The sequence below is a fragment of the Aeromonas sp. QDB17 genome (assembly GCF_027705305.1).
Taxonomy (GTDB): Bacteria; Pseudomonadota; Gammaproteobacteria; order Enterobacterales; family Aeromonadaceae; genus Aeromonas; species Aeromonas caviae.
Map to the genome: position 1 here is coordinate 1 of NZ_JAPDBP010000032.1, position 16,300 is coordinate 16,300.

Annotated in this window: 17 protein-coding genes and 3 tRNA genes; 10 read left to right on the top strand and 10 right to left on the bottom strand. The window is 63.4% G+C overall.

The annotated features are described in order from the left end of the window. A tRNA-Gly gene (locus OKC41_RS19610) sits at positions 1-76 on the bottom strand. A gap of 177 nt (positions 77-253) precedes the next feature. Beyond that, complete coding sequence (orn, locus tag OKC41_RS19615; RefSeq protein ID WP_039040160.1) at positions 254-799, bottom strand: oligoribonuclease; 546 nt, start codon at positions 797-799, stop codon at positions 254-256. 91 nt (positions 800-890) lie between these two features. On the opposite strand from orn, the gene rsgA reads away from it, so the two are divergent. From rsgA to OKC41_RS19640, 5 genes are read left to right on the top strand one after another with little or no spacing between them, the layout of a single operon-like run. Next, a complete protein-coding gene (gene rsgA, locus OKC41_RS19620; protein ID WP_039040203.1) occupies positions 891-1,925 on the top strand; it encodes a small ribosomal subunit biogenesis GTPase RsgA in 1,035 nt (344 codons plus the stop codon). Positions 1,926-1,954: 29 nt separating this feature from the next. Beyond that, positions 1,955-2,827 carry an archaetidylserine decarboxylase gene (gene asd, locus OKC41_RS19625; RefSeq protein ID WP_029314786.1) on the top strand — a complete coding sequence of 291 codons (873 nt, stop codon included), beginning with the start codon at positions 1,955-1,957 and terminating at the stop codon, positions 2,825-2,827. Further along, on the top strand, positions 2,824-3,072 hold the full coding sequence (locus tag OKC41_RS19630) for a VF530 family DNA-binding protein (protein WP_041212447.1): 249 nt from the start codon (positions 2,824-2,826) through the stop codon (positions 3,070-3,072). The genes asd and OKC41_RS19630 overlap by 4 nt, the downstream gene beginning before the upstream one ends. A 4-nt stretch (positions 3,073-3,076) precedes the next feature. After that, a complete protein-coding gene (locus tag OKC41_RS19635) occupies positions 3,077-3,328 on the top strand; it encodes a DUF2960 domain-containing protein (RefSeq protein ID WP_010675489.1) in 252 nt (83 codons plus the stop codon). A gap of 2 nt (positions 3,329-3,330) precedes the next feature. Beyond that, positions 3,331-3,732, top strand: a complete 402-nt coding sequence (locus OKC41_RS19640; RefSeq protein ID WP_041212446.1) for a hypothetical protein — start codon at positions 3,331-3,333, stop codon at positions 3,730-3,732. A 100-nt stretch (positions 3,733-3,832) separates the two neighbouring features. Here the strand turns inward: OKC41_RS19640 and OKC41_RS19645 are convergent, their stop codons facing one another. Continuing rightward, complete coding sequence (locus tag OKC41_RS19645; RefSeq protein WP_029314787.1) at positions 3,833-4,327, bottom strand: hypothetical protein; 495 nt, start codon at positions 4,325-4,327, stop codon at positions 3,833-3,835. A 166-nt stretch (positions 4,328-4,493) separates the two neighbouring features. Here OKC41_RS19645 and OKC41_RS19650 point away from each other — a divergent pair, with 166 nt between their 5' ends. Next, positions 4,494-6,467: an EAL domain-containing protein gene (locus OKC41_RS19650; protein WP_270672295.1), complete on the top strand. Its 1,974-nt coding sequence runs from the start codon at positions 4,494-4,496 to the stop codon at positions 6,465-6,467. Between the two features lie 68 nt (positions 6,468-6,535). Here the strand turns inward: OKC41_RS19650 and rraB are convergent, their stop codons facing one another. After that, the gene (gene rraB / locus OKC41_RS19655; RefSeq protein ID WP_010675493.1) at positions 6,536-6,871 is read right to left on the bottom strand and encodes a ribonuclease E inhibitor RraB; all 336 of its coding nucleotides are present in this window, start codon (positions 6,869-6,871) and stop codon (positions 6,536-6,538) included. Positions 6,872-7,252: 381 nt separating this feature from the next. On the opposite strand from rraB, the gene OKC41_RS19660 reads away from it, so the two are divergent. Both OKC41_RS19660 and OKC41_RS19665 read left to right on the top strand, forming a co-directional pair. Continuing rightward, a tRNA-Phe gene (locus tag OKC41_RS19660) sits at positions 7,253-7,328 on the top strand. A 5-nt stretch (positions 7,329-7,333) separates the two neighbouring features. Next, positions 7,334-7,409, top strand: a tRNA-Asn gene (locus OKC41_RS19665). Between the two features lie 64 nt (positions 7,410-7,473). Here the strand turns inward: OKC41_RS19665 and OKC41_RS19670 are convergent. Both OKC41_RS19670 and OKC41_RS19675 read right to left on the bottom strand, forming a co-directional pair. Next, positions 7,474-7,695, bottom strand: coding sequence for a hypothetical protein (locus tag OKC41_RS19670; protein WP_010675494.1), 222 nt, complete (start codon positions 7,693-7,695; stop codon positions 7,474-7,476). A gap of 155 nt (positions 7,696-7,850) precedes the next feature. Continuing rightward, on the bottom strand, positions 7,851-7,985 hold the full coding sequence (locus OKC41_RS19675) for a hypothetical protein (protein WP_080560565.1): 135 nt from the start codon (positions 7,983-7,985) through the stop codon (positions 7,851-7,853). A 236-nt stretch (positions 7,986-8,221) separates the two neighbouring features. On the opposite strand from OKC41_RS19675, the gene OKC41_RS19680 reads away from it, so the two are divergent. Both OKC41_RS19680 and OKC41_RS19685 read left to right on the top strand, forming a co-directional pair. Next, positions 8,222-9,499 (top strand): alpha/beta fold hydrolase, encoded by a 1,278-nt coding sequence (locus OKC41_RS19680; RefSeq protein ID WP_201894399.1) that lies wholly within the window; start codon positions 8,222-8,224, stop codon positions 9,497-9,499. 97 nt (positions 9,500-9,596) lie between these two features. Further along, positions 9,597-13,157 carry an ATP-binding cassette domain-containing protein gene (locus tag OKC41_RS19685; protein ID WP_270672296.1) on the top strand — a complete coding sequence of 1,187 codons (3,561 nt, stop codon included), beginning with the start codon at positions 9,597-9,599 and terminating at the stop codon, positions 13,155-13,157. Positions 13,158-13,212: 55 nt separating this feature from the next. Here OKC41_RS19685 and OKC41_RS19690 read toward each other — a convergent pair whose 3' ends face one another. The 4 genes from OKC41_RS19690 to OKC41_RS19705 all read right to left on the bottom strand — a co-directional run bounded on the left by OKC41_RS19690 (position 13,213) and on the right by OKC41_RS19705 (position 16,274). After that, positions 13,213-13,419 carry a YgdI/YgdR family lipoprotein gene (locus OKC41_RS19690; RefSeq protein WP_201894401.1) on the bottom strand — a complete coding sequence of 69 codons (207 nt, stop codon included), beginning with the start codon at positions 13,417-13,419 and terminating at the stop codon, positions 13,213-13,215. A gap of 183 nt (positions 13,420-13,602) precedes the next feature. After that, positions 13,603-14,895 carry a sulfurtransferase gene (locus OKC41_RS19695; RefSeq protein ID WP_270672298.1) on the bottom strand — a complete coding sequence of 431 codons (1,293 nt, stop codon included), beginning with the start codon at positions 14,893-14,895 and terminating at the stop codon, positions 13,603-13,605. A gap of 29 nt (positions 14,896-14,924) precedes the next feature. After that, positions 14,925-15,845, bottom strand: coding sequence for a glutaminase B (gene glsB / locus OKC41_RS19700; protein ID WP_010675499.1), 921 nt, complete (start codon positions 15,843-15,845; stop codon positions 14,925-14,927). 96 nt (positions 15,846-15,941) lie between these two features. Beyond that, a complete protein-coding gene (locus OKC41_RS19705) occupies positions 15,942-16,274 on the bottom strand; it encodes a YggL family protein (RefSeq protein ID WP_039040181.1) in 333 nt (110 codons plus the stop codon). Between the last annotated feature and the right edge of the window lie 26 nt (positions 16,275-16,300).

The window sequence follows — 16,300 nt, forward strand, 5'->3', positions numbered from 1 at the left end:
TGGAGCGGGAAACGAGACTCGAACTCGCGACCCCGACCTTGGCAAGGTCGTGCTCTACCAACTGAGCTATTCCCGCAAAACCTGAAAACAGACCGTACAGCATTTGGTTGCTTGCGCTACTGTACGGGAGCCGAATTATAAGAGCAGACATTCCAATTGCAAGGGCTTTTTTGTCTGGTTGCAGCCGTTCGCTCAAAAGCTGGCCGAACTGCTGATTTTAGCAACCGAACGACGGCAAACCCTTGCCAGCCACTCAGATTTTGAAGACGTGGGCGCGGTAGAACTGCAGTTCGGCGATGGATTCGCGGATGTCGTCCAGCGCCTGGTGGGAGCCGCTCTTCTTGAATTGATCCAGCAGTTCAGGCTGCCAGCGACGGACCAGCTCCTTGATGGTGCTGACGTCCACGTTGCGGTAATGGAAGAAGGCTTCCAGATCGCCCATGTGCTTGACCATGAAGCGGCGATCCTGGCCGATGCTGTTGCCGCACAGGGGGCTGGTGCGCTCCGGCACCCACTGGCGAATGAAGGCGAGGGTCTCGGCAACGGCCTTGGCCTCGTCGTATTCACTCGCCTTGACCCGGGCCACCAGCCCGCTCTTGGTGTGGGTGTTGACGTTCCAGTCATCCATCTTGCCCAGCTCTTCCTCGCTCTGGTGGATGGCGATGACCGGCCCTTCGGCCAGCACGTTCAGGTCCTTGTCGGTGACGATGGTGGCGATCTCCAATACCACGTTCTCTTCGGGGTCCAGACCCGTCATCTCCATGTCGATCCATACCAGGTTCTGCGCGCTGACTGTCATGATTGCTCTCTCTATTGGGAGGAATGGCGGAATTTTGCCAATTTGCATGTATCATACTGGCTTTGAATCTGTTCATAAACTGGCAAACCCCGTGGCAAAGAAAGCAAAACTCAATCTGGGTCAACAAAGGCGCGTCCAGGCCAACCGCGAGCGGCGGCTGCAAAAAGAGCACACCACAGTGGTAGATGACACCCTGTTCGGCCCCGCCATCGAAGGGGTGGTGATCAGCCGTTTCGGCCAGCACGCGGATGTCGAGGCGAGCGATGGTGCCATCCACCGCAGCAACCTGCGGCGCAGCAGCATCAGCAGCCTGGTGTGCGGCGACAAGGTGGTGTGGCGCCCCGGCCTCAATGCCGCGACTGCCGGCGTCATCGAGGCGGTGCATCCGCGCCACTCGGTGCTGACCCGGCCGGACTTCTACGACGGGGTCAAACCCATCGCCGCCAACATCGACCAGATCATCATCGTCTCGGCGGTGATGCCCGAGTTCTCCACCAACATCGTCGACCGCTACCTGGTGGCGGCAGAAGATGTGGAGATAGCGCCCCTCATCGTGCTGAACAAGGTCGACATGCTCGATGACGCGGCCCGCGCCCGTATCGAGCACCAGCTCGAGACCTACCGCAAGCTCGGTTACGAGGTGCTGCTGGTGAGCTGCGAGAGCGGTGAGGGCATCGACGCCCTCAAGGCGGCGCTCACCGACAAGATCAGCATCTTCGTGGGCCAGTCCGGGGTGGGCAAGTCGTCCCTCACCAACGCCCTGATGCCGGGGCTGGACGTGCTCACCGGCGAGATCTCCGAGAACTCGGGGCTCGGCCAGCACACCACCACCACGGCGCGGCTCTACCACTTCCCGAGCGGCGGTGATCTCATCGACTCCCCCGGGATCCGCGAGTTCGCCCTCTGGCACCTGGAAGCCGACCGCATCACCTGGTGCTTCGTCGAGTTTCGCGACTACCTGGGTGGCTGCAAGTTCCGCGACTGTACCCACAAGGATGATCCCGGCTGCGCCCTGCGCGCCGCGGTCGAAGCGGGCGCCATCAGCGCCGATCGCTTCCACAACTACCACCGCATCCTGGAAACCATGCAGGAAGCCCGCCACGGTCGCCAACAGGCGCGGCTGTGACCCGTTCAACTCATTCCCAGATGAAGATCATGAGCATCACTGACAACCTGAAAATTGCCGGTCAATACTGTCTGCCCAAACACGCCCTCTCCCGCCTGGTGGGCAAACTTGCCGCCGCCGAAGCGGGCAACCTCACCACCAGGGTGATCGAGGCCTTTATCAAGCAGTACCAGGTCGACATGAGCGAGGCGCTGCACGAGAGCCCGGCACACTACAAGAGCTTCAACGCCTTCTTCACCCGCGAGCTCAAACCCGGCATCCGCCCCGTGGTGGAAGACGCCATGACCCTGGCCCTGCCGGTGGATGGCACCGTCAGCCAGCTCGGGCCCATCAGCCAAGGTCGCATCATCCAGGCCAAGGGCCACGACTACAGCGCCCGCGAGCTGCTGGGGGGCTATGAGGATCTGGTGGCCCCGTTCAAGGATGGCGACTTCGCTACCATCTATCTGGCACCCAAGGATTACCACCGCATCCACATGCCGCTGGACGGCGTGCTGGAGAGCATGGTGTTCGTGCCGGGGGATCTCTTCTCCGTCAACCCCCTCACGGCCGAGAACGTGCCCAATCTGTTTGCCCGCAACGAGCGGGTGGTGGCCACCTTCCGAACCCCCCACGGCCCCATGGCCCTGGTGCTGGTCGGTGCCACTATCGTCGCGAGCATCGAAACCATCTGGGCCGGCAACATAGCGCCGACCAAAGAGAAGAAGGTGGTGCGCTGGGACTACACCGGCGACGAAGCCATCACCCTGCAAAAGGGGGCCGAGATGGGCCTGTTCAAGCTGGGCAGCACAGTCGTCTGCCTGTTTGGCCCGGGCATGCTGGCCGGTTTCGCGCCGCACCTGGCCAACGGGGTCACCACCCGCATGGGTCAGCCCTTTGCCACCCTGGCGGCGCAAGCATGAGCGATCAACCCGCTTCCCAGAAGAACAACCCGCTGCACGGGCTGACCCTGGAAGCCATCGTCACCGCCCTGGTCGCGCACTACGGCTGGGAAGCGCTGGGGCAGCAGATCAATATCCGCTGCTTCACCGATAATCCCAGCATCAAGTCCAGCCTGAAGTTCTTGCGCAAGACCCCCTGGGCCAGAGAGAAGGTCGAAAGCCTCTATCTGTACGTCCAGCGCAAGCAGGCCAAAGAGAAGGAGTGACGCCATGGCGTTCAAGATTACCTACACCTACAAGAAGCAGGCCAGGGAGATTGGCTACGCCAACGACAAGTTCAACAGCATCTATGATGCCGTTGCCGCCGCCGAGGGGATCGATCTGACCCGCTTCCACGCCATGGAAGAGCAGTTGGCCCAGGTGTGCCGCCGCGACAAGAAGAGCGTGAAGGATTACCGGGAGAACTACTTCAAGGAGCTGGGCTTCTCCAACATCGTCATCGAACGGGACGCCAAGGAGTAACCATGCGCACCCTGACCCTGATGGCGGCCACCCTGCTGCTGGCCGCCTGCAACACGACACCGAAGGAGCCCCTGGTCGGCGCGGATCGCGACGAACATGGCTGCATCGGCAGCGCGGGTTATCAATGGTCGGTGCTGGCAGGCCAGTGCGTGCGGCTGTTCGAGCAGGGCATTCGCCTCAACCCGACCGATGCCGGTCAGACCGTCAGCGCCTTCGTGCTGTTCAATGCCGATCAGAGTCAGGCCGAGCTGACCCTGCCAGAGGGCGAGCCGATCCGGCTGGTCCGCCAGGGCGAAGAGGGCAACTGGTCCTGGCAGGGCGGCGGCTATCAGCTCTTCCCCTGGAAGGGGTATGTGCTCAAATCCGGCGACCATGTGCTCTATCACGGCGATCTGACCCCCTGATCCTCTGGCGTCATCCCTCCCCTCACGCCCTGATGGGCGCGGAGCAGGCATAAAAAAACCCCGTTGCACGCAACGGGGTTTTTCATGATACCCGGCAGCATCAGTTGCCGAGGGTGGAGAACAGGCTCTGTTCCAGGCTGCCGCGGGAGACGCACACCGGGGTGATGGAGGGAGCCAGTACCCGCTCGCCGGAGGACTCGACGAAGTAGAGCTGGGTGTTGCCCTTGACGTTGACGGTCGCCACGCTGTTGTTGCCGCTCTGGGTGATGATCAGGTTGATCTGCAGGTTGGGGTTGCCCAGCGCCACCTTGGACCCCATGGTGCCGCAATCCAGCCACTCCAGACCATCGGCCGAGTTTTCCACGTTGGCGGTCATCAGACCGGCACCACGCTGGCTGTTCTCGATGTTCAGGCCGTGATCGCCGAACCACTTCTCGGCACGGGCCCACACCAGATCCACCGGGATCGCCATCTCCTGGGTGTTGTTGGTTGCCTTGGCAACCGGCGGGGTATAGCGATACTGCTCGCCGCCGTTGTTGTCGCTCGCACAACCCACCATCAACAGGGCCAGGGCGCCCCCCATTATCTTCTTCATGCTGCTTCTCTCATCCATAAGGCCATAGGCCAACCGGCGGCTATTATGGCGATCGCGACACAGACTGTCAGCAGGGATCCGCACAAATGGCGTACTCTTAACCCAGGCTTTACAAAACCCACCTGTTATCATAGATTTGCTCGAAGTCTCCCCCGTGAGTGCTCTCGTGACTTCTTCGTTCTCCCTGGCGCTGCTGCAGCAGATCATCGACCAGTTACCCATGAATATCTTCTGCCGGGACAAGCACGGACGGTACCTGTTTGCCAACAAGGCATTCGCCAGGGAAGCCGGCCTGCAAGACCCGAGCGAACTCATTGGCAAGAGCGATGCCGAGATGCCCTGGGGGGATGTATTCCGGGAGGAAGATGACCGCCTGCTGGCCGACGGCAAACCCCTGCTGCACCAGCAGCTCCATTGCCACAGCGGCGAAGGCGCCAGCTGGATGGAGATCAACAAGGTTCCCCTGTATGACGAGCACGGCGACCCCATCGCCCTGTTTGCCATGGTCAGCGCCATCGATCAGCGCAAGGAGCTGGAGCAAACCTTCCGCCAGCAGCAGTTGCTGCAACGCCGCCTGCTGGATGCCATTCCCGACCTCATCCGTCTCGAGGATCATCAGGGCGTGCTCATCGACTGCAACCAGGCCTTTCTCGACTTCATGGGGCTGGTGGCAAGCGAGGCTCTGGGTCGGCGCGTCCCGCCCCGGCTGCCCGTCGAACAAACCCTGGGTCAGGGGGAGTATTGCGTGGTGGATGCCCAGGGCAGAGGCCGCCATCTGGAGGTCACCCGGGTCGAGGTGCCGGATGACGAGGGCAACTCCCTCGGCATCCTTACCCTTAGCCGCGACATCACCGGGCTGCGCACCACCCAGGCCCAGTTGCAGCAGGAGCAGCACTACGACAGCCTGACCGGCCTGCTCAAGCTCTCCCACTTCCTCCAGACCAGCCGTCATCTGGGCGCCCGCAAAGCCAGCCTGCTGCTGGTGGATCTGCAACATTTTCGCGAGATCAACGATCGCTTCGGCATCCGGGTCGCCGACCGCCTGCTGAGCCAGGTGGCCCGTCGCCTGCAACGACTGGCGCCGCCCCAGTCCCTGCTCTGCCGGGTCGCGGCGGATGACTTCGCCCTGCTGCTGCCCGAGCTCCCCCTCTCTCTGGATACGTGGAGCCGCAACCTGCAGCAGGAGCTGATGACGCCCTATCAGGTCGAGGAGCACAGGATCCAGATCCCGGTGTTCCTCGGCATCGCCCATGGCAAGGCCAAGGATGCCGAGCGTCTGCTGAGCCACGCCGAGGCCGCCCTGGCCCAGGGCAAGCGCCAGCAGCAGCACTGTACCCTGTTCGACCCCGCACTCGATGCCAAGCTCAAACGCCGCCAGCTCATCGCCGCCCAGTTGCCACTCGCCATCAAGTCCGCCGAGCTGACCGCCGTCTACCAGCCCATCATCTGTACCCACAGCAACCGGCTGCACGGGGCAGAGCTGCTCTGCCGCTGGCCCCATCCCGAATTCGGCATGATCTCCCCCGACGAGTTCATCCCGCTGGCGGAGGAGCTGGGGCTCATCGGCCAGCTCGGCCAGCTGATGCTGGAGCTCGGCTGTGCCCAGCTTGCCCGCTGGCAGGTGGCGGCCCCGGACCTGGTGCTCTCCATCAACCTCTCGCCCCTGCAGTTCCGCGATCCCGAGCTCTGCCCTCAGATCTTCGACTGCATCGCGCGCCACGGGCTCGCCCCCTGGCAACTGGAGCTGGAGATCACCGAAGGGGTGCTGATGGAGAATGCCGACGAGATTGAGAGCAACCTGGCCAGCCTCATCGAGGCGGGCTTCCAGCTCGCCATCGACGACTTCGGCACCGGCTACTGCTCCCTCGCCTACCTTCCCAGGCTGCAGGTGGCGACCCTCAAGCTCGACAAAAGCTTCACCCAGGGGCTGGCCACCAACCAGGCCACCACCGCCATCGTGCGTTCCGTCATCGGGTTGGGCCATGAACTTGGCATCAAGATCACCGCCGAAGGGGTGGAGACGCCGGAGCAGCAGGCCTGGCTGGTGCAGGTCGGTTGCGATCGGCTGCAAGGCTATCTGTTCAGCCGCCCCCTCCCACCGGCCGAGTTTGCCCGCAGCTACCAGCTGCCGGAGCAGTAAGCCAGCAACAACAAGGCCACCCGAGGGTGGCCTTGTTGTTTTTGCAAAGCGTGCGTGATCTGGCGCACTTACTCCTGGAAGTAGGTACCCCAGCCGTCGTAGTCCACCCCGTATTTCTCGAGGATGGGCAGCATCTTCTCGATGTCGGCGACGATGGTGTCGATGTCCAGCTTGCACTCCACCATGGCGTCGAAGCAGAAGATGGTAGCGCCGTCGTCCAGCTCCATCTCCTCGGCGTCGGTCACTTCGAAACCGGCCTTGAACAGATCGACCGCCGCCTTCTCCAGCAGATCGAACTTCTGGCAGGCAAAGTGGTGCTCAATCTCGTAATCCAGATCCGGGTTGCTGCCATCGGCCAGCAGCTCGTTGACGATGGCGGCGGTCTCTTCGCGCCACTCTTGCATATTGGTATTCATATAAACCCCAGGCGGTGTTGGATGGATGTCACCCCTGCCAGCCGCGTCGGCCCGGACCATGGCCAGGGGATGAGTGCGGCAAAGCATACCCGCAGAGCGCGGCAGGCTCAATCGATGGGCCAAGATAACTGGCGCCTCTTCCGGCTTGGCGCCAACGGGCAGCCCTCGGCACGTCAGGCAGCCCGCCATCCTTCATGATGTTCTGCTGGCCGTCGGCCCGCCCTGCCGCACAGGCGCCCCTCTTTTCATGGTTAAAACCGGGAAACCGGTCCAATCACGGGAAGATTGCTCGGATATCGAGCGAACGGTACATCAATCTGCGGCCTGTGGTTGACACCTCAGTCCAGAAAGGGTTTAATGCGCGCCGTTGCCCAGATAGCTCAGTCGGTAGAGCAGGGGATTGAAAATCCCCGTGTCGGCGGTTCGATTCCGTCTCTGGGCACCAACTATTCCTCCTTAGTTCAGTCGGTAGAACGGCGGACTGTTAATCCGTATGTCACTGGTTCAAGTCCAGTAGGAGGAGCCAAATTCGAAAGGCCCGCTCAGATGAGCGGGCCTTTTTGCATCTGTCATTTACTCACATGCCGGGGCTAGTAGTGGTTTTCGTCCCCATGCCATACGTGTCCGGCCGAGCAGGCCCGGGCGACTTCGTGGCAAGGGTCGTCCGCATGGCGGCGGAAGAAGTGCTGATCCTGTTGCAGCAGGAGCGAACTCATCGAGTGGCTCATGCCAGCCAGTGCCTCGCCGGCGGTCAATCCTGCAACCCGGTGATCTGTGGCCAAATGAGCCAGGACTTTTTCACGACTGTTCATGATCGCCTCCCTCTGTGGATCCGGTCGTAAATTGACCATAGCAGCCGTACTCTGCATACCGCAAACCCGCGCCAGCAAAGGGCTACAGGCAGGTCCCGACCTTCTGCTCCGGCATGAAAAAACCCGCTCATGACAAGCGGGTCTGTTTCACTCAGCTAACCGCCATTGCAGGCCGCCAGCAACAGAGTGGCACCACAGGTGGCGCTGAACACCAGCAAACCCACCTGCAGCACCCCCTCCGGATCCCTCTGTGTGCGTCTCTTGCGAACACGTATCCATCTCGGCTTCATCGAGCCAACTCCATCCAGTTTCCTGCACCCGGGGTGCTGACCTATCCCTGCCCGTCCCGGCAGGCGGCTCATCTTTGTCCAGTTGCAGCCCGCCGTCAACTGCGGCGAAACCACACCTTGTACGGCACCGACCTCAGACTCCATCTCTGTTAACAATCTGGAAAACCGGCGTGACCCGCCCCTGCGCCAGGGCTATGATGAGGCCGACGATTTTCCTACCCTCAGGGAGACCCCAGATGAGCAGCCCCTTGCACTATGTGCTGGATGGCATCCATTGCGAGCCACACTTTTTTACCGTGCCCCTCGACCACCAGCATCCCGACGAGGAGGCGACCCTCACCCTATTTGGCCGCACCCTCTGCCGCAAAGACAAGCTGGATGATGACCTGCCCTGGCTGCTCTATCTGCAGGGGGGCCCGGGCTTTGGCGCTCCTCGCCCGACCGCCGATGGCGGCTGGATCAAGCGGGCCCTGCAGGAGTTTCGGGTGCTGCTGCTCGATCAGCGCGGCACCGGCCACTCCACCCCCATCAGTGCTGACGCCCTGGCGGGGATGACCCCAGATGAGCAGGCGGATTACCTCGGCCATTTTCGCGCCGACAACATAGTGCGCGACGCTGAATGCATTCGCGAGGTGCTGAGCCCGGGGCGCCCCTGGAGCCTGCTCGGCCAGAGTTTCGGCGGCTTTTGCAGCCTCACCTACCTCTCGTTGTTCCCGCGGAGTCTGCACGAGGTCTACCTCACCGGCGGGGTGGCCCCCATCGGGCGCAGTGCGGATGAGGTCTACCGCGCCACCTACCAGCGGGTGGCGGACAAGAACCGCGCCTTCTTCACCCGCTTCCCCCATGCCCAGGCCCTGGTCAACCGGCTGGCCAACCACCTGCACCACCACGACGTGCGCCTGCCCAACGGCCAGCGCCTGACGGTGGAGCAGTTGCAGCAGCAGGGGCTGGATCTGGGGGCCAGCGGCGCCTTCGAGGCACTTTACTACCTGCTGGAAGACGCCTTCATCGGCGAACGCCTCAACCCCGCCTTCCTCTATCAGGTGCAGGCCATGCAGCCGTTCAACACCAACCCGGTGTTCGCCATCCTACACGAGCTCATCTATTGCGAAGGGAGTGCCAGCAACTGGGCGGCCGAGCGGGTGAGAAGGGAGTTCCCTGCCCTGGCCTGGACGCCAGGCAAAGATTTCGCCTTTACCGGCGAGATGATCTTCCCCTGGATGTTCGAGCAGTTCCGCGAGCTCATTCCCCTGAAGGAGGCCGCCCACCTGCTTGCCCAGAAAGCGGACTGGGGTCCACTCTACGACCCGGCGCAGCTGGCCCGCAACACTGTGCCGGTGGCCTGCGCCGTCTATGCCGAGGACATGTACGTAGAGTTTGACTACAGCCGCGACACCCTGAAGGGGCTTGGCAACAGCCGCGCCTGGATCACCAACGAGTACGAACACAACGGCCTGCGGGTCGATGGCGAGCGGATCCTGGACCGGCTCATCCGCATGAACCGGGATCGCTGATCCCGCCGGGCGCACGCCTGCAGCAAGACAACAAGTTCGAGGGCGGCCCATGAGCCGCCCCGCCCATGGAAGCAACACAAAACAACAAGGACACCCATTGGATCATCCGGAAATCTCGGCCGACTGGCTGAGTCGCCTCTTCTATCGCTGGACCGGCCCGCTGCTGCGCAAGGGGCTCACCCAGCCCCAGGTCAGTCTCGACGATCTCTATCCCCTGCTGCCGGAAGACAGGCGCGACGGCCGCGCCGACGCCTTCCTCGCGCTCACCGCCCGCCAGCCGGTGCGCCCCTGGCCCCTGACCGCCTTTATCTGGCGCCATTACAAGGGACGGATTGGCCTGCTCACCCTGCTGCAACTGCTCGGCATGCTCGCCACCCTGACCAGCCCCTGGCTGCTCAACCACAGCATGACCCAGCTCGGCACCGATGCCACCACCGGCCACAAGCTGCTGCTGGCCCTGGCCCTGTTCGCCTCCGTGCTCGCCGCCGGCATGCTGGCGGAGCACTCCTTGCAACTGGCCCTCAAGATGCACGTGCCCATCCGCCGTCTGCTGGCCGAATCCCTGCTCGCCAAGGTGATGAAGCAGGGTGGCAAGAGCTTCGACGACAGGGCCGGCGGCCGGGTTCAGAACCTCATCAACCGGGACGTGTGGGACATCACTTGGATCCTGGCTGACCCCGCCATGCCGGTCACCATGGCGCTGCAACTCATCGGCACCATCGCCCTGCTGGTGTGGCAGGTGGGCAGTGCCGGTCTGGTGGGCTTCGCGGTGCTGGCCCTGCTGCTGCTCATCTCCACCCGGGTGGTGCGGCGCATGAACCAGCAGGAGCAGCAGCTCAAGCGTCAACAGGACGAGCGCAACGGCATCCTGGCGGAATACATCAAGAAGCTGCGGCTGGTGCGCCAGAACGGGCTTGGCCCCTTCTTCACCCGGGCGGCCAACACCAAGCGCCAGCAGGAGCTGGGGGTGCTGGGCCGGGTGCTCAGGCTCGATGCCATCAACGAAGGGCTGATGCTGAGCACTCCCCTGCTGGTGACCCTGGCCACCTTCACCACCTACCTGGCGTCGGGCAACACCCTCACCCTGCCCCAGGTGTTCACCACCATCGCCCTGTTTACCGTGCTGCGCATTCCCATGATGCGACTGCCCTACCTCATCCGCACCCTGATCAACTTCAACACCGGCTTCAACCGGCTGTGCGAGTTCCTGAACAGCCCGGAGCAGCACCGGGAACTCGATGATCCCGCCCTGCCGGCGGGGGCCCTCCACCTGGAAGGCGTCAGTGCCCTGCACCAGCAAAAACCGGTGCTCGAGGGAGCCAACCTCGCCATCGCACCGGGGGAGCTCGTGGGGATCACCGGGGCCACCGGGGCGGGCAAGAGCTACCTGCTGCATCTGGTTGCCGGCTTTGACAGCGAGTTTGCCGGCAGCATCCGTCGCCACGGCCGGGTTGCCCATCTGGGCCATAAACCCTGGCTGATGAACGACACCATCCGCAACAACATCCTGTTCGGCCAGCCCTGGCACGCCGAGCGCTATCGTTGGGTGCTCGGCGCCTGCGCCCTCACGGCCGATCTCGCGCTGCTCAGCCACGGGGATCAAACCCTGGTGGGCGAGCTCGGCACCCGCCTCTCCGGCGGCCAGCAGCAGCGGGTCGCCCTGGCTCGCGCCCTCTACGCCCGGGCCGATATCCTGCTGCTGGACAACCCCTTGTCTGCGCTCGACCCCATGGTCGCGGCCCAGGTACTGGAGCAGGGGCTCGCCTTCAAGCCGGGGCCGACCCGGCTCCTGGTGAGCCACGACCCGGATGTGCTGGCCAGGTGCGATCGGGTGATCCGCATCGAGCAGGGGCGCCTGGTGGAGCTCGATGCCCACCAGTTGGCGGATCTTGTCCAGCATCCCCAGCCCGCCCCGCCGGTGCCCCCTCAGGAGGCGGAGCAGTTCAGCGAGGAGAAAGTGGTGGAGGGCAAGGTGGACTGGGGACTGTTTGGCTTCATGTGGCAGCGCCTCGCCGCCCCCGGTGCCATCCTGCTCGTCCTGCTGCTCACCCTGGGCCAGGAGGGGCTGCGCATCGCCTCGGATCTCTGGCTCGGCGGCAAAGCCGAGGTGAGCGACGTCACGACCCTGCTCGGCATCTATGTGCTGCTGGGGGCGGGCTCCCTCGCCTGCATCATGGCGGTGCGAGTCATCAACTACAAACTCGGCCTCAAGCTGGCCTGGACCCTGTTTGACGGCATGCTGGGGCGCATCAGCCGCGCCCCCATGGCCTTCTTCGACAAGGTGCCCCAGGGGCGCATCCTCAACCGCTTCGACCGGGATCTGGGGGAGGCGCAAGAGATGCTGCTCTCCATGCTGGTGGGACTGTTCGGCATGCTGGTGTCCGTGGCCTTGCAGGTGGTGGTGATCGGCATCAATATTCCCCTGCTGCTGCTCATCGCCCCCCTGGTGGGATGGGCGCTCTATGTGTTGCAGCGCCGCTACCGGGCGGTGCAACTCAAGCTGCGGCGCCAGTCCTCGGTGCTGCGCTCCCCGCTCTACATCAGCATCAGCGAGACCATCCGCGGCGCCCCCGCCCTGCGCCTGGCAGGGGCCGAGCGTTTCGCGCTGGACCAGGTGCTGCACCACTATGACAACAACCTGCGCAGCTGGTACACCACCACCTCCATCAACCGCTGGCTCGGCATGCACCAGACCCTGCTCTCCGCCACCCTGGTGGGGGCCGTGGCACTCATGGTGGCCTTTGGCAACAGCCCGCTGCTGGGGGCGGTTGCCATCACCTATGCCTTTACCGCTTCCGCCATGCTCAACTCCCTCATCCGCACCTTTGCCGAAGTGGAACAGGTGATGAACGCGGTGGAGCGGGTGCGCGAATACAGCGAAATAGAGAGCGAACGCCAGGAGGGAGAGGCCCTCGCCACCCCTCACCCCGCAGTGCGCTTCGACAACCTGGGGCTGCGCTACCCCCAGACCAGCCAGTGGGCGCTGCACAGGGTGAACTTCGAACTGGCCCCAGGTGAAAAGGTGGGTGTGTGCGGGCGTACCGGGGCAGGCAAAAGCTCCCTGCTGGGGGTATTGCAGGCCATGTATCCCGCCTCCCAGGGGGAGATCTTCTACGGCGAGCAGCCACTGTCCCGGCTGGCCCCGGAGGCGGTGCGCGATCTCTATGACACCGTCTCCCAGATCCCGCTCACCTTCTTTGGCTCCTTGCGGGCCAATCTGGCGCCCCTGACGGAGCATGAGGACGCCGTGCTTGAGCAGGCACTGGCCCAGGTGGGGCTGGCCGAGCGCTGCGCCGGCCGGCTGGACGAGGATCTCGACAGGCTGCAACTCTCCGCTGGCGAGACCCAGTTGTTGGTGATCGCCCGCATCCTGCTATCGCGCCGCCCGCTCATCGTGCTGGACGAGGCCACCTCGGACCTCGATCACGGCGGCATGCGCAAGATGGCGGAGCTGCTCTACCGCTACCGGCCGGAGGCAAGCTATCTGGTGATCGCCCACCATCTGGAGCCGCTCTTGTCGGTGGACAAGGTGGTGGTGATGGAGGCCGGCACCGTGGTGGAGCAGGGGTCGCCGGTGAGCCTGCTGGCCAACTCCCACTCCCGCTTCCACCAGCTGTTTGCTGGCCAGGTCAACCGTCAGGTGCCCCAGACGGCATGAGCACCAAAAATAACAAGGGCTGCCCGCGGGCAGCCCTTGTTGCTTGAGGAGAGCCTCAACGCTCTATGATCTGGGTGATGTCGTCCTTGTTGATATGCACCTCCCGCCCCTCTTCATCGTAATAGCGATACATGCCAGTGCTCTCGTCCAACCTGGGTTTGCTATCGGTGGCAATCATCTTGCCATCCTTGGTGCTCATGATGTATTGGGAGCTGCACCCCGCCAATCCCAACAGACAAACCAGCATCATCACAGCTTTCATCACTCTCCCCTTCTTCACGCTCACCCTGGCGGTGATAGATGAAGCCTAGCTCAACCGGATGGCCCGTTTACCTTGATTGCAGCAACAGGATTCACAGAAAGAATCCACCTGCTATAGCCATTGAAAATGATCTATCAAGAAAAGAAAGACCGGACATCTGTCCGGCCTGCTCTGGATTATTAGTTACTTGCCCGGCTTGCGCTCGCCGGTGACGGTGGGGTTGGCCGGATCCATGCTCCACTCGAACCATCCGCCGTCGTAGACGCTGATCCGCTTCCAGTCCATCAACCAGGCGTAGAAGAACGCCTCTGAGGCGCGCCAGCCGGTGCCGCAGTAGAAAGCGGCCTGCTGGGTCGGCTCGATATTCCACTCATCCCACATGGCGAGGATCTCGCGGGCGGGCTTCATGGTGCCGTCCGGGTTGTGGAAGTCGCTCATGCTGTTGGCATCCACCCCGCCATGACCCCATCTGGCCCCGGGAATGTCCCCCTTGGGCTTGATGTAGCTGTAGCCCGAGGTATTGCCCACGAACTCGTCCCAGGTGCGCACGCTGACCAGGGCGCCGTCCGGCTGCTTGAGCAGGGCCTTGGCCTGGTCAAGGGTGGTGTAGTACTCGGGATGGGCCGGGATGGCCACGCCAAACTCCTTGGCCGGGGTGAACTTGTTGGCCAGCCCGGTCTCGGTGCGCAGATGCTGCACGAACCAGGCCTCCAGCCCGCCATCCAGCAGCCGCACATCCTCGACCCCCGCATACATCATCAGATGGGCCGCACGGGCCGCCGCCATGGTGTTGCGGCCATAGAGGATGACGGTGGTGTCATGACGGATGCCGTTCTCCAGCAGCAGCGCCTTGAGCGCCTCGTCAGAGACCTTGTTCCACAGCGGCTCCCCTTCCAGCCGGTTGGTGTCGATGTAGCCGGCTCCCGGAATGTGGCTCAGCAGATAGGCCTTGGGGGATCCCCAGTCCACCTCGAACACCTTCCACTCCCCCTTGGGGGCGGCAATGACCGGTTTGCCTGCCTGCAAGTCCGCCAACCAGAGCGGATGGACCAGCTGCTGCCAGCGTGCCAGATGCTCCCGGGGCGCCTCTTTCCATCCCTGCAGCTCGAACAGCTGCTTGATGCCCTGCAGGCGCAGCAGACGGGCCACCTCGGCCACCTCGCGAGGGGTGCCATAGAGGGCGACGGGTTTGTCGGCCTTCAGCCCCTTGCTCGCAAGCGCCACAGGCCACTCCTCGTCACTGTATTTCCACTCTGCGGAGAGCAGCTCGGCACCGGCCACATGGCCCCCCTGCTTCTCCCCGTCCATGGGCCAGCCCTGATAGAAATAGCTCGGGCGGGTATCCAGGATCACCGCCTCCTTCCCCTTGGCATCCGCCAGGGAGAGCGGGGGCAGCTCGGCGGCCAGCGCGGGCCAGGCACACCAGAGCAGCAAGGCGGTCAGGCAGCTTCGCCACAGTCCAGTCATTCGTTTCATGATGTCGTCTCGATGCATAGTGAAGAGAGTTAAAAAATGGAGCGGCCCAGGCGCTCGGCCAGCAGCTCCAGCGCCGCCGTCCCGGCCAGGGAGTTGCCCGCCTTGTTGAGCTCGGGTGACCAGACGCAGATGGAAAGCTCTCCCGGGATCAGCGCCATGATGCCGCCCCCCACCCCGGATTTCCCCGGCATGCCGACCCGGTAGGCGAAGTCGCCCGCCTCGTCATAGAGGCCGCAGGTGGCGAGCAGGGCATTGACCTGCTTGGTGGTCCGGGCCGGCAGCAGGGGCGTGCTCTCGCCAAGAGGGACACCCCGGTTGGCCAGATAGACGAAGGCTCGTGCCAGATCGACGCAGCTCATGCGGATGGCGCAGGCATTGAAGTAGCTCTGCAATACCTTGTCCACCTCGTTCTCGAAGTTGCCATAGGCCTTCATCAGATAGGCGATGGCGGCATTGCGGGCGGAGTGCTGGTACTCGGAGCGCGCCACCACCTGATCCGCCATGATGGCCGGGTTGCCGCACAGGCGGCGCACCAGCTCCAGAGTGCGTTGGCGAGGAGCGGTGAGCCGGGTTTCCAGCAGATCGCTCACCACCAGGGCACCGGCGTTGATGAAGGGGTTGCGGGGAATGCCCTGCTCGAACTCCAGCTGGACGAGGGAGTTGAACGGCTGGCCGGAGGGCTCCTTGCCCACCCTGGCCCAGATCTCCTCCTCCTGATAGAGGGTCAAGGCCAGCGTGAGGCTCAGGGCCTTGGAGATACTCTGGATGGAGAAGGGCTCGAAAGCGTCACCTGCGGTGAACAATTCCCCTTCAACGGTACAGACCGCGATCCCCAGCCGGTCGGCAGGCACCTGGGCCAGGGCGGGAATGTAATCGGCCACCTTCCCCTGCCCGAGCAGCGGACGCACCTCTTCCAGGATGCCGGCCAGTAATTCGGATGACAACACCATTGGCTATTCCATGACGTGAAACGAGGCGGGGCCAGCCCACCGACAAAAATCCCGCCGGCGGCGGGATTTTCTATCTGCCCGGGAGGCAGTCAGATATCAGGCCGGCTCGCCGTACCAGAGATCGAACAGCTCGGTGACCACCACGGCCTCCAGCCCTTTGCCTTGCAGCCAGGTCTGAACGGCGGAACGGTCTTCGTCGGTGCACTTGCCGAGCTGCTGGGTGCAGATCATCCCTTCCCAGGCCAGGTGACCCGAGCCGGCGAAGGCCAGCTTGCGAGGCTCAATCACCTCGTCGATCAGCGCATCGACCACGGCATCAATGGTCTCTTCGGCGGTGCCGACCGGGAAGTTGAAACTGATGTCGAACCCCATTTCCTGGAATTCATCGACGCGCAGTTTCTTACGCAGACGGCGGCTACGGTTGGCCATGATAGCTCCTTAGTTGATACGTTGAC

Coding starts and splice junctions, on each gene's coding strand:
- OKC41_RS19695 (WP_270672298.1), bottom strand. CDS start 14,895: ATGAAACGAATGACTGGACTGTGGCGAAGCTGCCTGACCGCCTTGCTG.
- OKC41_RS19635 (WP_010675489.1), top strand. CDS start 3,077: ATGGCGTTCAAGATTACCTACACCTACAAGAAGCAGGCCAGGGAGATT.
- asd (WP_029314786.1), top strand. CDS start 1,955: ATGAGCATCACTGACAACCTGAAAATTGCCGGTCAATACTGTCTGCCC.
- rraB (WP_010675493.1), bottom strand. CDS start 6,871: ATGCAAGAGTGGCGCGAAGAGACCGCCGCCATCGTCAACGAGCTGCTG.
- glsB (WP_010675499.1), bottom strand. CDS start 15,845: ATGGTGTTGTCATCCGAATTACTGGCCGGCATCCTGGAAGAGGTGCGT.
- orn (WP_039040160.1), bottom strand. CDS start 799: ATGACAGTCAGCGCGCAGAACCTGGTATGGATCGACATGGAGATGACG.
- OKC41_RS19630 (WP_041212447.1), top strand. CDS start 2,824: ATGAGCGATCAACCCGCTTCCCAGAAGAACAACCCGCTGCACGGGCTG.
- OKC41_RS19675 (WP_080560565.1), bottom strand. CDS start 7,985: ATGAAGCCGAGATGGATACGTGTTCGCAAGAGACGCACACAGAGGGAT.
- OKC41_RS19690 (WP_201894401.1), bottom strand. CDS start 13,419: ATGAAAGCTGTGATGATGCTGGTTTGTCTGTTGGGATTGGCGGGGTGC.
- OKC41_RS19640 (WP_041212446.1), top strand. CDS start 3,331: ATGCGCACCCTGACCCTGATGGCGGCCACCCTGCTGCTGGCCGCCTGC.
- OKC41_RS19645 (WP_029314787.1), bottom strand. CDS start 4,327: ATGAAGAAGATAATGGGGGGCGCCCTGGCCCTGTTGATGGTGGGTTGT.
- OKC41_RS19670 (WP_010675494.1), bottom strand. CDS start 7,695: ATGAACAGTCGTGAAAAAGTCCTGGCTCATTTGGCCACAGATCACCGG.
- OKC41_RS19680 (WP_201894399.1), top strand. CDS start 8,222: ATGAGCAGCCCCTTGCACTATGTGCTGGATGGCATCCATTGCGAGCCA.
- OKC41_RS19705 (WP_039040181.1), bottom strand. CDS start 16,274: ATGGCCAACCGTAGCCGCCGTCTGCGTAAGAAACTGCGCGTCGATGAA.